We start from the raw sequence: 14,155 nt of genomic DNA on the forward strand, positions 1-14,155 counted from the left end.
CATTTTATAAATTCAACTTTTGCAGTTATAAAATAAAACTTTCCTTAAGAATTTCAATCTTCATTTTACATTTTAACTTCTGCATTCTACATTAAAAAATAGTCTAGAACTTCAAACAATTTATATTCAAAAATTTACTTATAAATTTTTCTTTACTTTTACACATTAAATTGATATAATTACTCTAAAATTTAATATTTTTAAACTTCATGGATCAGGAAGAGTAACTATAATGATGTATTTACAGAGAGTTGAGGATGGTGGAATCTTAACATTACTATTTTTAGTGAATGGACCTGTTAGAAGTAAAACGAAATCTATTTGTAGAGAGTAGCATTTACCGGAAGCCTACCGTTAAAAGGGATAGGGTATGTTAGTACCTGAAAAGAGTGATATTTAGTCTTAATTTTAATTTGTATGTAATAAGATTAATATAAATTAGGTGGCAACGCGAATAACCTTCGTCCTAATACGGGATGAAGGTTTTTTATTTTTTTGTAAGGGGGTGGAATCTATGTTGTGAACTGAGGAATATCACTGGTTCATTATTTACAATTCTCGTTTTTTAAAATTATTATTTGAAAGGGGTTCAAAAATTATGAATTTAAAAAAATTAATTATCAGTTCTTTATTACTAGCTATAGGTTTAATATTACATCAGGTTTCACCTCCATTATTTTTAGGAATGAGACCAGATTTTCTACTAGCTATGATGTTCATAGCACTTTATATTACTAAAGATTATAAGTCTTCATTAATTATAGGTATTATTGCTGGATTTCTAACCGCTGCTACTACCACTTTCCCTGGTGGCCAAATTCCAAATATAATTGACAAAATAGTTACTGCCCATGTTCTATATGTATTTTTTAAAGCCACAGAAAACAAATTAAACTGTCAAATAATCATGGCTACTGCTAGCATCCTTGGAACGCTAGTAAGTGGATGCGTATTTTTAGGAAGTGCATTAATATTATTTTCTCTGCCAGCACCATTTTCTACATTGTTTTTAACTGTAGTTTTACCTGCTTGTGCTATAAATATTGCAGCAACACTTATATTATTTAAAGCTGTGAACACTGCTTTAAAACGTCGTTCTGCAATTTAGTAGTCAAATAATCAATAAATAAAATTCCATAAATAAAAACCATGCATAAAGAATTTACGTTCCTCTTTATACATGGTTTTTGATTTTGTATACGGCTTTCATATATTTTAAAATAAGCCTCTTTTATTATTTAAACATTAAAATTCATATTCAAATTTATAGGATTTTTCATCTTCTGAAACCTTTGTAAATCCTAAGGATGTAAACAAATTTTTTGAACGATTATTATATTTATAAATTTCCACTTTAGTCTTACAAAGTCCTATTTCATTTCCTCTTTCTAAAAGCTTTTTTATCACTTTTCTTCCAATACCAAGTCCCCAATATTTTTCTTCTCCTATAACTATAGGCATATTTTCTTCGGATAAAGTAACATCGCCAATTGCTTTCCATCCATCCTTTTCTAAAATCTCTATTAAATATAGTTCTCCAATGCCACTTAAATAATTGTACATACATCTAATTTTTTCTATATTATATACCTTATCTTTAGCTCCCTCAGAATAATACATTACCTTTTCATTATGGTACCATGGTAGAGCTAGTTTATAATCTTCTTCTTGTAAAATCCTTAATCTTAAATTATTTTCTATTTGTATAATCTCTAGACAGGTATTTCCTTGTAATTCCATGTGTATTCTCCCCTTCGCAAATCACAAAATTATGTTATTATGCATTGCTTAGTAACCTCTTCAAACTAGTGTGAGTTTATTGGTTAAATACTACTATAAACCATCATAGAACTTCCACAATAATTCCTTATTCAAAACCTTTTCAACACTATAATAAATAGTATCCTCTTCTATACCTTTTGCTATTATTTTATCAGGAAATACTTCTAAAATTAGCCTATTACCATTAGTGTCTTCGTACTTATTATTTATGAAAGAAATACAAAAAAACATCTGTTCTTTTTCATATTTTACTCGTGATTTACCTTTTACCTTTGTAAAATCCATGGAACATACATAATTCTTCAAATAATTTATTTTATCTTTATCATCTGTTATTCTTTCATCTGGAGCACTTTTTCTATCACTTTCTGGTGTAACTTTTTCTACTTTTATTCTATCTACATCATTAAAATTAAATTCTATATGATTACACAATTTATCAACTCTTCTATACACATTAAAATCATATATCTTAATTCCAACCATACATATAAAAAAAATTATAAGAAAGCAATTTGATATTTTGTGAATTTTACCCGCTTTACTTTTTTCCTGTGACCTTAAAAATATTATAAAAAATATAGAAAAACCTACCAAAATTACATATCTAAAATTTCTTTCGAAAATTCCGTAATTATTACCATTCTCACTAAAAAAATATAAAACAAAAACTAACATTATTATTTTAACATACTTACTTGCTTTTTCACGTAACATAGCCCCTGTTCTCCCCTCTATAAATTCTTAACATAAGTTATACGTACTATAATCCACATAGTATATTCATACTTTTATGGTTTATTACTCTTTTATAATATTGAACATTTCTTAAGCCTTTTTACTGACTCCCTAAGTGCATCTACGGTTTTTGTCTCAATTAGCACGCTTAATTTATTTTCTTCTGCAAATTCAATTCTTTCTTTTATAGGAATGTGTCCATCAAACAACACTTGATGATCACTTATTCCGTTATAATCATGCAAATGCATATGACTAACTTTATATGGATGATTTAAGTATATATTTTTTATTTTATATCCTGTCATAGCATCATGCCCCACATCCCAAGTGAAATTCACTCCAGAAACATTACATAGTTCTAAAAAGGCTTCTTCTACAAATTTATGTACTTGCATATTTTCAACACATACCTTTATACCCAAGGGTTCTGCAATAGAAATTATTTTATCTAACGAATCCTTAAGCTTGTCTATGAATAATTGGTTATTCTTCTCATATACAAACATCTTCTTATTTGGCAATGTAAAGTATATTCCTGAGTTTAAATGAATATTAATTTTTCTAGCTGCAAATTTTGAAGCCCAAGTGGCAATATACTCAAAAAGTCTAATATTAGCATCTCTTACTTCATCATAAAAACATCCAAAATCAATTTCTTCAGGAAAATGCAAAGTAAACTCCGTATTATATTTTTCTTTTAATTTCATTAAATCCTCAGGATTGTTATTTTCAGGCATGCAATAAGGCAAATTCATATTTAACTCCACAAAATCCAATCCTAATTCATTACATAACATTACGTTTTCCTCAATACTATCTTTTTCAATCAATGTAGGCATTCCAAATTTACAAGTCATATTATCTCTCCACTTCCTAATCTAATAAATTTGCATTACACACAAAATTTTACATGTTTGCATTTACATTTTACCACATATAACCATAATATTAAATATAATAAAAAAAGCAGAGAATATCCTCCGCTTTATAATCATCTATTTTTTATAAATAAAATCCGAAATACCGCCACTCTAATTTTGACACCTATCCTCTCGATAGGTGGGTACCCGCATAAATGTTTCCACGAACTGGCCCTAATAGGTCTTATAGCTCATTTACACATTTGAATATTGGATTCCCTTTTGCAAACTGTAGGTTCAAAATAAGAGCTCACAAATATCCCAGAAATAAATTCATTATGTAATTTTCTCTTCGACATTATTATACAAAAACTAATTATAAAATGCAATAGTTTTTTATTTAAATTTAAAATTCCTACATTTCATCAAATTTACTCTTATTGCTAGTAATAACTTTAATAAATTCTTCAGCTAAAATAGAATCAAATTGAGTACCACTACATTTTCTTAATTCTTCTATAGCTTCATCGTAACTTTTCTTTGTGTTATATGGTCTATTGGATGTCATAGCATCAAAACTATCCACTACTGTTAGCACTCTAGCTAAATATGGTATATTTTTTCCCCTTAGACCATCTGGATAGCCGCTACCATCATATCTCTCATGATGATGCAAAATTAATGGCATGGTATCTTTTAAAGATTCTACTGGTTTTATAATGTCCACTCCATTTTGTGGATGCTGCTTTAGCATTTCCCATTCTTCTTTTGTAAGTGGCATTCTTTTATTTATTACTTCTTCTGGTATATTAATTTTACCTATATCATGCATGTATGCACCATATATTAATATTTTTCTTTCTTTTTCGGATAAATGTAATTGTTCTGCCATAAGTTTGCAGTACACAACTACTCTTTCTACATGACCATATGTATATCTATCTTTTGCATTAATTATACTAATTAATGTTTTTATAGAAGTTATCAAATCAATATGTTCTTCTTCTATATCTTTTTTCAACTCTTCCAAAACAGAGTAATAGCTTTCAACTCTATTTTTATGAAAAAACTTAGCTCTATACAATGCATCATCAACACTTTTTAATAATTCTAAATCGTTTTTTGCTTTATCAGGGAAGCTTGATACCCCTATAGAAACGGTCAAATTTCCATTAGGCTGATTTTCCTCCCCTTGAAACTTATACCTTTCCACAGCTACTCTTATTTTTTCTGCTATCTGCAAAGCTTCCTTTTCAAAGGTATTAGGCATTATAACTGCAAATTCCTCTCCACCATATCTTGCCACCACATCTTTTTCTCTCACATTGCTTTTTAGTATGCTTCCTATTATAGCCAATACCTTGTCACCATTTTGATGTCCATACAAATCATTATAGTATTTAAAATAATCTATATCCAAAAATATTATGGCTAAATTTTCCCCAAGTTTTTCAGATTCTTTTATTTTTTCTTTCAGTACTTCCTGGAAATATCTATGATTATATACCCCAGTCAAGCCATCAATATTCACCATTTCAGATAATTTTGCATTATGTTCCTCTTCTATTTTAACATAGTACCCCAAAGAAATACTTGTTAAAATAAAGACCCCAGATAATATAAGGTCATTTTCAAAAAAAGTATTTATTGGTACATTTTTAACACTTATTAGGTCTAATGTTAAAATGAATATAGATGACACTGCAGATATAACAAGTCCTGAATTCATACCCAGTTGAATATTAGTAGTTATAATTATAAGTATAAATATAAATTTATATGGACTTAAATATCCTCCTGAATGAATAATTAAGTATATAAAAAAAAGTAAAAAAAATACATTCTCTCCGTGTTGGATAATACTTCTTTTATATTTTGATCTTTTATTTGTAAAAACAATCCATAATGTATATATTAATATTAATACAAAAGTAGTTGAAACTACAAGAAATATTTCCTGCCAATTATATTCACTAAAAAAATATATATTTCTTTCTTTTAGACATTTTTGAAAAATTATTATACCACAAAGAAGTAATAATACTAATTTTACTATAGCAACTAATTCATTCAATCTTTTAGTTTTATCTTCTTTAACTTTATTCATAAAAGTCACTCTCTCAAATTAAATTTGTAAATTTAAAGGTGGCATTAACCACCTTTAAATTATTATTCTTCTCTTAAGCATTTTGGTTCCTCTGGTTGATATAAAAAGAAATAGCAAGCATAAGCAGATGTAGTTAATGCTATTGATGTAAATAAAACTGCACCTAAGCTCAATATACCCTTAACTATCTTTTTTTTCATTTAGTCCACCCCCAAACAAAAATTTTATTAAAAATTATATCTGTAAAATTAATAAAAGCTTGTCCTAAATATGTTAGACTTAAAACTTGCCATAAAACCCCTGCACTTATACATATACTAAATGTTAAAAGCAAATCAACATGATATATATAATAAAAATACATAGAAGATACACTTATTAAAAATAAAGTTCCCCATATTTTAATAGATTTTTTTCTAAGCATATTTCTTTTTTCCTTGCTTTTTATAGGTTTGGATTTACTGTCAACTGGTGCTAATTTACTTATCAAGTAATAGGATATTAAAAAAATCGCTACCCCAATAGGTAAAAATATATTTAAGTTCATATAAACTATCACATTTTTTATAAGCCATGAAACAATTCCTGATACAATTGCTCCTGTTATGGCACATCTGTTTGGTGTGCTGGAATGTACTCCTCCTGAAGTTCTTCTTAAAAAACTCGCACTAAATGAAAATATAATAGCCTCTTTTAATACATTTAAAAAAAATCCTACAATAATTATGCATAGAATTGAATATGTAGTTTGAATACAAGCAAATATACCGTATTCTATTACTTCTTCCTTATCTTTATCCAATTCCAAATTTAAAGATATATATTTCGATAATTTATTACATATTTTTTGAACCACACTCACTAACATCCTCCTTATTAAGTACCTTTTTTAAAGTAAGAACAGCAATTAAAAATAATATTAACGATGGAAGTGAAAAAATAATTCCTTTAAATGTACATTTAAAACCTTGTGAAAATGATATGTTAAAAAACTTTTGTACAATCCATAAATTTATACCTTCACATAAAAACATTATTATTGCGCCAATAAGAGAACCTGACATAACTTTTATTGCACTAATTTTATTTATATAAACTGCAACAATGATGTTAAATATAGTTAATATTATTGTATGTACTCCAAAATGTATTGGAAGACTTCTAACAAAGTATATTATTATACTAATGATAAATGTAGATAATATAATTTTTTTTCTATCTATTTTTTTATTATCCAAAATATAAAGTAATATAAACAACAAATAAATCTCTGGTATTCCTCTCAATACCGTCACAAGTAATGAAACCTTTAACATAAAATCATCCTTCGTATAAATATTTATTTTTTATAGTTTTGAACTACAGGCTAATTATACCACTTTTCTCACTAATATGAAATAGTTCTTGTAATAAATTATACCTATTTTGTCATACGTAAAGCATAATTGTAATATAATATATTTTCATCTGTAAAATCACCTTTAATTTATTTTAATAATGAAATTATCTAAAAAAATAGCCGTTACATATATAACTGTTAAATTAGTTATGTAGCAGCTACTTTAATTTATTTTATTTCTATTTTTATTTCTTCATTTTCTAATACAACTTCTATATTATCGCCTTTCTTAAACTTCTTTTGTAAATACTCTTCTACTATTTCGTCTTCAATGTACTTTTGTATTGCTCTTCTTAGCGGCCTTGCTCCATATTTAGGATTATATCCCTTTTGTATTATAAATTCTTTTACTTCTTCTGCTATTTCAACATTAATTCCCTTATGAGCAATTTCTTCTATTACTTCCTTCAACATTAAATTCAAAATTTCATGTAGTTGTTCCTTAGTTAAGCTAGAGAATATTATTATTTCATCAACCCTATTTAAAAATTCTGGTTTAAAGGTTTCTTTAAGTGCATCTCTTACCTTATTTTCTACCACTTGATAACTCTCATTTGCAAAACCTATGCCATAAGACTTATAATTGGTGCCCGCATTAGAAGTCATTATTATTACCGTATTTTCAAAGTTTACTGTTCTTCCTTGGCTATCTGTAAGTCTACCATCCTCTAATATTTGAAGTAACATATTAAAAACATCTGGATGAGCTTTTTCAATTTCATCTAAAAGTATTACTGAATATGGCTTTCTCCTAACTTTTTCTGTTAGCTGACCACCCTCATCATAACCAACATACCCTGGAGGAGCCCCTATAAGTTTAGATGCGGTATGCTTTTCCATATACTCTGACATATCTATTCTTATAAGAGAATCTTCACTACCAAATAATTCTTCCGAAAGAGTCTTTACAAGTTGAGTTTTTCCTACTCCTGTAGGTCCCACAAATATGAATGAAGAAGGCTTTTTCCTTTTTCTAAATCCAAGTCTATTTCTTCTTATAGCTTTGGATAAAGCAACTACAGCCTTTTCTTGCCCAACTATTCTTCTATGAAGAGTTTTTTCTAAGTTTAGTAATTTTTCCCCTTCCTCTTCAGTTACTTTCATCACAGGTATTTTAGTCCAAGATTCTATTATAAAAGCTACATCTTCTAATGTTAATTCTATATGGCTACATTCCTTTTCCATATGGTTTATTTTTTCTTCAAGTTTACAAAGCTCTACTTTATAATCCGCCGCCTTTTCATAATCATTTTTATCTGCAGCTTCTTCCATAGTTCTTTCTAATTTATATTTTTCATCTTTTAATGCTTTAATTTCTACTAATCCCTTGTTTTTTAAATTTGCCCTTGAGCTAGCTTCATCAATAACATCAATAGCTTTATCTGGTAAAAATCTATCACTTATATACCTTTCTGATAAATTAGCAGCTGCTTCTATAACCTGATCTGATATTTTAACTTTATGATATTCCTCATAATAATGCTTTATTCCTTTTATTATTTCAATAGTATCCTTTACAGATGGTTCTTCTACAAGCACTGGTTGAAATCTTCTTTCTAAAGCCGAATCCTTCTCTATATATTTTCTGTATTCTTCTAAAGTAGTGGCTCCAAGTATTTGAATATCTCCTTTAGCCAGTGCTGGTTTTAAAATATTAGCAGCATTTAAGGCTCCACCCTGCGCCTCCCCTGCACCTATTATATTGTGTATTTCATCTATTACTAAAATAATATTTCCATTTTCCTTAGCTTCTTCTATAATGGCCTTCATTCTAGCTTCAAATTGACCTCTAAATTGAGTTCCTGCAACTACTGATGTAAGATCTAGCAAATATACTTCTGTATTAAAAAGTTTTTCCGGTATTTCTCTCTCTGCAATTCTAACTGCTAATCCTTCCGCTATGGCAGTTTTACCAACTCCTGGTTCTCCTATAAGTACCGGGTTATTTTTATTTCTTCTATTCAATATCTGAACCACTCTATCTATTTCTCTATTTCTTCCTATAACCTTATCTACTCCGCCTTCTTTAGCTTTTCTAGTTAAATTTATTCCATAATTCTCTAAATTCTTTCTCTTTTTTCTAACTCTCTTATTTTTTATTTTAGTATCTTTGCCCACTGAAGCTCTTTCTGTTTTACTTTCTTCATCCTCCAAAGGCTGCTTAAAAGAACCCGCATTAGGAAATATACTTTTAAAAAAGTTTGAAAGAGAATTTTCATCTCCCATATCCCCAAGTTCTCCTGACTCTTGTAATTCCTTTACTTCTTCCATTGCTTCCTCTATATTCACATTTTGTAGCATGCTATTCATTTGTTGTGAAACATTTTCAAATTCATCTGGACTCATACCTGTCTCGCTTAATATTTGATCCATCATTGGATATCCCATTTTTTTTGCACACTGCAAACATAAACCTACAACTTCTTGCTTTCCATTTTGTATTTTTGCAGTATATATAGTTGCTATATTTTTATGACAAACAGAACACATTTGCATAGAATCATCTCCAATTATTAGTATATTAGAATTGCATATAAACTTATATTAAATGCTATCTTTATGATAAAGTTTATTTTCATGGTTTAGCAGCCATTCTTTCCTCCATAAGCCTCCTCCATAACCTACTAATTTATTATTAGCTCCAATTACCCTATGACATGGGATTATAATACTTATGGGATTTTTATTATTTGCATTTCCTACTGCCCTAAATGCTTTACTACTACCTATAGCTTCTGCTATATATTTATATGATACTGTAACTCCAAAGGGTATCTTCATAAGCTCTCTCCAAACTTTATTTTGAAAAGAAGTTCCCTTTAATATAATATCTATTTCAAATTCTTTCCTATTACCATTAAAATATTCCTCCAATTGATCCCTGCATTGGTTAATCACAGGATATACTTTGTTATTATTTCCTTCATAAATATATTTATTATTTTTTAGTTGTTTTTCTACAAATTGTACAGATGTAATACCTTTTGCTACTCCCTTTATCTCTATGGTGCCAATAGGAGATTTGTAATAACATTCAGTAATTTCTTCCATGACTGAAACCCTCCATGAAGTAAATTGTAATTTAAATAAAAAAACATATAAATATACATTTATCATAATTCTATCACAGTATATACCATATGAAAATAATAGTAGCTAATTTAATAAATTTGTTACTTTTTTAAAATAAAAAGTACTGAATAGATGGTAATTATATTAAATATACTTATCATTTATTCAGTACTTATATTTATTTTTAAAACCCTAAATACTAAGCCTCCGTAGCACGTCCTATTCTGCCCTTAGCATATTTTTCTTTGAGTTTTCTTCTCTCTGCAATTTTTTTCTCTTCCATTATATCTTCATCTATATATACTCTAGCCTTCCTCATATAATACACTCCTGTAACTGCTGATATCATGTCAGATAAAGGATATGCAATCCAAGTACCTAACATTCCAAAGTATTTCACAGTAATTACAACTACCGGAATGAATATTAAAAGCTGTCTGTATATAGATAATAGTAAAGAAATCTTTGCTTCTCCAATAGCTTGATAATAATATATAGCTACGAAATAACTTCCTATACATGGGAAAATACATATTACTATTCTAAATGCCTTTATAGCCTCTACTAATATATCCTGTTCTCTTACGAAACTTCCTATTATAGGCGCTGCAAATATCATCATTACTGCCCAAATAATCATTGAAGTTACCCAAGTTGCAATCTTAGCTTTTTTTGCCACTTCTTTAACTCTTTTGTAATTTTTAGCTCCATAGTTAAAAGCCGCTATAGGCTGCATGGCAGAGCTTATACCTATTATTGTAATATACATAAACATGGATATCTTTGATATAACTCCAACTATAACTATAGCAGTATCTCCATAGGGAGCCAGCATATTATTTAAAACTACCGCCACTACTGCATCTGATATCTCAACTATAAATGTAGAAAAACCTACAGACATTATGGCAGAACTTATTTTTCTATCCATATTGAAACTTAAAGACAAATTCAGTTTACCTTTTACCTTTAAGAAATGATATAGTGCAAACATACTAGAAATAATTTGAGATGTCACAGTGGCAATTGCCGCTCCTGTAACTCCTAAAGGGAAGACTATTACAAGTAAAAAGTCTATTATCAAATTACATATAGCTCCTATAGATGTGGCTATTAAGTTGATTCTAGCATTTCCTAAAGCAGTCAAAATATAACCTATAATCAATGTAAAACCTTGAAATATTCCTCCAATTACAACTATTTTTATATAGTCATTTGCTAGGGGGAATATATTGTCAGTTGCACCTAAACCTTTTATAATAGGATTCTTAAAAACATATATACCTATTATAAGTGTAGACATAATTAAAACCATAATGCTTAAAGAATTTATTATTACTTTTGAAATTTTCTTATAGTTACCTTCTCCTAAACTTCTAGCTACTATGGTTGAAGCACCTACCGCTATCAAAAGTCCCAAAGATGACATTAATCTTTGTATAGGGAAGGCTATAGTTAATGCACCTATGGCCGTAGCTCCTATGGCTCTACCTACAAATATGGTGTCTACCATATTATAAAGCTCTGCAACGAACAAGGATATTATGGCTGGAATGGCAAATTTGATTAGTACTCTACTCACTTTTCCCGTGGCAAAATCCATGTTGCCATGAGTAGCCTTCTGAGTGTTTACTGCCATATTTTTCACCTTTCTTTCCTGTTTTCGTATTTAATTTTTCTCTGAAGCTTTACAGTCTCACGACCTTTCTATAATTATTTGGGAAATGTCCCTGTAATTTTAAAATTTAAGTACTTTTTTTGTCATTACTGTTTTTTTAACTCCTATATTAACATTATAATTTAAAATAATAACTATTACATTCACTTATATGCTCATAATTAGGTATAAACTTGCTTACTTCTGAAAATATTGTTTTGCGGAAATAAACAAAAAAGCACCTTAATAAAGGTGCTTTTGTACTTTTTTTAAAATTATAAGAGTAGCTCCATATCCATGTATTCTAGATACAATATTATAAACCGTACTCCTTTTAGCAAATCCAAAAGAAATTTTAGGAAATGAAGCATTTTTTAAAAGTTCTACTTCCTCCTCTTTTAATCTTTTAGGCTTACCCATGTTAATCCAATAATTATACGTAGATCCTTGTCTTTCATTTATTTCATACTTAATTATATTATAATCATAGGATAAATTAACTATATTCAAAGAAAACTTTCTTTCCGCGGTGTTCTTTATTCCTCTCTTTTTTAACATATTTTCAAACATTATCAATTTGGTTATTTCATCTCCATAACTGCATAACAATATTTGAATATCATCCCCTTGTTTAGTAACTATATACCCATCTCCCTTATCTATTAACGTATCTCCTAATTTAGATAAGAAATAATAGGCATAATAAGATGGCTTTTTCATTCCCTGTTGATTTACTAAACCATAATCTCCAAGAAATAATTCATTAGTAATATGTGCGCCCGAAACCATACAATCAAAAGCCTTAAAGTTTAGATTGTTACCCTCTATAGAGTTTTCTATTATGTATGGTATCATGTAGCAGGTATCATATATTAAATCTCTATTAAGTTTAGGAACATAATATTCTTCAATATCTAGGTATCCATCAAGAGCTTCTTCTACCACTTTACTGTTTGCTTTGGATAATTTCTGAGAAATTTTAACCTTCCATTTAGCTAGTTCATAATCTCCATATTCTTCTCTAAAATACCCTACAAAACTCTCCAATATACATTTTAACTTATCTATTCCTATCTTATCATCTATAACTATAAAGGGTCTTAATTTTATAGATAGCAGAAAGTCCATGACCTCTTTTACTGCATTCCAGTTAAAAAAGTTTTCATTGCATATTCCAATACCCATATGATCTGAAAAAACATCATATATTATAGCATAGCTAAATTCTATATCCTTTTGCAGTTCAGCTACAAAATTTCTCCCTGACTCCTTTAGCAATTCATTGGCTTCCCCTATACTAATAGTGTCCCTAAAATTATGTTGAAATTCTTCCTTTTCAGCTAAAGGATTTATACCTATTTTTACTATTTTATTTTCATAATTGTATCTATCATAATCTTCTAAATAAATAGAAACATATTCCAGGCTTTCTTTTATATCTAACACCTTAGTTATTTTTAAAGCTTCAAGTTTCTCATCATCTACTTTATATTTTTTCCTATATTGAAGCGGAGTACAGTTATAATGCTTTTTAAAATGCTTATTAAAATATCTAATATGAGAAAAGCCTAATTCCTCAGAAATCTCTGACACTGTCATATCCGTATCTAATAGTAGCTTTATAGATTCTTCTACTCTCGTTAAATTTAAAAAATCCTTAAAACTATATCCTACAGTATTTTTTATTTCATGAGATAAATAGTCTGAACTTAAAAACTCTTTTTTTGCTATTTCTTGAAGACTTATTTTGTCTTTATAATTACTATATATATATCTAACTATTCTATCATACCTTTTAAACTGTTCATCATTATCTTTTAAGGTTTCTCTTTCATACATGAGTTGATGAAAATTATTTATAAGATGATATAGTAGTTCCAATAAATTTTCTTCTATATTATCTTCATATTTGTCTGCCTTCTGAATAGCTTCACAAACTAATATGGATAAATATCTTCTAAGTACGTAGTATTTTTCTTCTTCTTGAGCCCCTTCTTCTGATGAATTTGTATAGAAAAATATATTTCTTATATCGTTAAAATACTTCTCAAAAAAATTAGGATCTATATGAAATAAAAGCACTCTATTTTCCTCTTGTATAGCCTTTATGCTATGAGCTTCATCACAGTTTATTATCTCTATTTCTCCTTCTTCAACTTCATATTTCTCAGTTTCAATTGTTACACTTATGCTGCCCTTAAGTACAAACAATATCTCTATACTGTCGTGCCAATGTATAGGATACTGTATTATATTTATCATAGAGATTGCAATTGGCAGATCTGTCATATAACTTACATATTCACGCCTCATACTTTTCTTTCCTTTCACTTTCTATATATACACTTCTATTATACTACAAAATTTATTAATCCCAAATTTTCGTTTTATCCCATCAGAGATTTAGCATCTAAATTCCAGTAAAAATTTTATTTTTACTGGAATTGTATCTTTTTACATTTACTTAAAGGGCTGGTAAGCCCGCAGACCGATAGGTCGCAAAAATAGATACACTTACCCCTACCCCACGAAATCTT

The 14,155-nt window shown here is 28.5% G+C and carries 12 protein-coding genes, 1 other RNA gene and 1 other annotated feature; of the genes, 1 reads left to right on the top strand and 12 read right to left on the bottom strand.

Features of this window, described 5'->3' with window-relative positions:
• Window positions 1-201: 201 nt before the first annotated feature.
• Window positions 202-472 (top strand) — a binding site (T-box leader).
• Between the two features lie 126 nt (window positions 473-598).
• Entirely contained in the window at window positions 599-1,108 is a 510-nt protein-coding gene (locus FGK85_RS01330) for a tryptophan transporter (RefSeq protein WP_138203020.1), read from the top strand.
• 137 nt (window positions 1,109-1,245) lie between these two features.
• On the opposite strand, the gene FGK85_RS01335 is transcribed toward FGK85_RS01330, so the two are convergent.
• From FGK85_RS01335 to FGK85_RS01390, 12 genes are all read right to left on the bottom strand, one after another.
• Window positions 1,246-1,740 (bottom strand): GNAT family N-acetyltransferase, encoded by a 495-nt coding sequence (locus tag FGK85_RS01335; protein WP_138203022.1) that lies wholly within the window; start codon window positions 1,738-1,740, stop codon window positions 1,246-1,248.
• A 93-nt stretch (window positions 1,741-1,833) separates the two neighbouring features.
• Complete coding sequence (locus FGK85_RS01340) at window positions 1,834-2,499, bottom strand: hypothetical protein (RefSeq protein ID WP_138203024.1); 666 nt, start codon at window positions 2,497-2,499, stop codon at window positions 1,834-1,836.
• A 92-nt stretch (window positions 2,500-2,591) separates the two neighbouring features.
• On the bottom strand, window positions 2,592-3,380 hold the full coding sequence (locus FGK85_RS01345; RefSeq protein WP_138203026.1) for a sugar phosphate isomerase/epimerase family protein: 789 nt from the start codon (window positions 3,378-3,380) through the stop codon (window positions 2,592-2,594).
• 151 nt (window positions 3,381-3,531) lie between these two features.
• Window positions 3,532-3,714, bottom strand: a non-coding RNA gene (gene ssrS, locus FGK85_RS01350) — 6S RNA.
• Between the two features lie 84 nt (window positions 3,715-3,798).
• Window positions 3,799-5,490: a bifunctional diguanylate cyclase/phosphohydrolase gene (locus tag FGK85_RS01355; RefSeq protein ID WP_138203028.1), complete on the bottom strand. Its 1,692-nt coding sequence runs from the start codon at window positions 5,488-5,490 to the stop codon at window positions 3,799-3,801.
• A gap of 62 nt (window positions 5,491-5,552) precedes the next feature.
• Window positions 5,553-5,690, bottom strand: a complete 138-nt coding sequence (locus tag FGK85_RS01360) for a cyclic lactone autoinducer peptide (RefSeq protein WP_138203030.1) — start codon at window positions 5,688-5,690, stop codon at window positions 5,553-5,555.
• Entirely contained in the window at window positions 5,687-6,352 is a 666-nt protein-coding gene (locus tag FGK85_RS01365; protein WP_171011293.1) for an accessory gene regulator ArgB-like protein, read from the bottom strand. The genes FGK85_RS01360 and FGK85_RS01365 overlap by 4 nt, the downstream gene beginning before the upstream one ends.
• Window positions 6,327-6,806: a hypothetical protein gene (locus tag FGK85_RS01370; protein ID WP_138203034.1), complete on the bottom strand. Its 480-nt coding sequence runs from the start codon at window positions 6,804-6,806 to the stop codon at window positions 6,327-6,329. Before FGK85_RS01370 ends, FGK85_RS01365 begins: the two co-directional genes overlap by 26 nt.
• A gap of 251 nt (window positions 6,807-7,057) precedes the next feature.
• On the bottom strand, window positions 7,058-9,385 hold the full coding sequence (locus FGK85_RS01375; RefSeq protein WP_138203036.1) for an ATP-dependent Clp protease ATP-binding subunit: 2,328 nt from the start codon (window positions 9,383-9,385) through the stop codon (window positions 7,058-7,060).
• A 48-nt stretch (window positions 9,386-9,433) separates the two neighbouring features.
• Window positions 9,434-9,940: a methylated-DNA--[protein]-cysteine S-methyltransferase gene (locus FGK85_RS01380; RefSeq protein WP_207670508.1), complete on the bottom strand. Its 507-nt coding sequence runs from the start codon at window positions 9,938-9,940 to the stop codon at window positions 9,434-9,436.
• 220 nt (window positions 9,941-10,160) lie between these two features.
• Window positions 10,161-11,600 (bottom strand): MATE family efflux transporter, encoded by a 1,440-nt coding sequence (locus tag FGK85_RS01385; protein ID WP_243122773.1) that lies wholly within the window; start codon window positions 11,598-11,600, stop codon window positions 10,161-10,163.
• Window positions 11,601-11,861: 261 nt separating this feature from the next.
• Entirely contained in the window at window positions 11,862-13,931 is a 2,070-nt protein-coding gene (locus FGK85_RS01390; protein ID WP_138203038.1) for a helix-turn-helix domain-containing protein, read from the bottom strand.
• Window positions 13,932-14,155: the final 224 nt, after the last annotated feature.

It is taken from the genome of Haloimpatiens lingqiaonensis (genome assembly GCF_901447495.1).
Classification (GTDB): Bacteria; Bacillota; Clostridia; order Clostridiales; family Clostridiaceae; genus Haloimpatiens; species Haloimpatiens lingqiaonensis.

What these genes read in the sequence shown, in the direction of transcription:
- FGK85_RS01330 (WP_138203020.1), top strand. Translation starts at nt 599, where the DNA reads ATGAATTTAAAAAAATTAATTATCAGTTCTTTATTACTAGCTATAGGT.
- FGK85_RS01335 (WP_138203022.1), bottom strand. Translation starts at nt 1,740, where the DNA reads ATGGAATTACAAGGAAATACCTGTCTAGAGATTATACAAATAGAAAAT.
- FGK85_RS01340 (WP_138203024.1), bottom strand. Translation starts at nt 2,499, where the DNA reads ATGTTACGTGAAAAAGCAAGTAAGTATGTTAAAATAATAATGTTAGTT.
- FGK85_RS01345 (WP_138203026.1), bottom strand. Translation starts at nt 3,380, where the DNA reads ATGACTTGTAAATTTGGAATGCCTACATTGATTGAAAAAGATAGTATT.
- FGK85_RS01355 (WP_138203028.1), bottom strand. Translation starts at nt 5,490, where the DNA reads ATGAATAAAGTTAAAGAAGATAAAACTAAAAGATTGAATGAATTAGTT.
- FGK85_RS01360 (WP_138203030.1), bottom strand. Translation starts at nt 5,690, where the DNA reads ATGAAAAAAAAGATAGTTAAGGGTATATTGAGCTTAGGTGCAGTTTTA.
- FGK85_RS01370 (WP_138203034.1), bottom strand. Translation starts at nt 6,806, where the DNA reads ATGTTAAAGGTTTCATTACTTGTGACGGTATTGAGAGGAATACCAGAG.
- FGK85_RS01375 (WP_138203036.1), bottom strand. Translation starts at nt 9,385, where the DNA reads ATGCAAATGTGTTCTGTTTGTCATAAAAATATAGCAACTATATATACT.
- FGK85_RS01380 (WP_207670508.1), bottom strand. Translation starts at nt 9,940, where the DNA reads ATGGAAGAAATTACTGAATGTTATTACAAATCTCCTATTGGCACCATA.
- FGK85_RS01385 (WP_243122773.1), bottom strand. Translation starts at nt 11,600, where the DNA reads ATGGCAGTAAACACTCAGAAGGCTACTCATGGCAACATGGATTTTGCC.
- FGK85_RS01390 (WP_138203038.1), bottom strand. Translation starts at nt 13,931, where the DNA reads ATGAGGCGTGAATATGTAAGTTATATGACAGATCTGCCAATTGCAATC.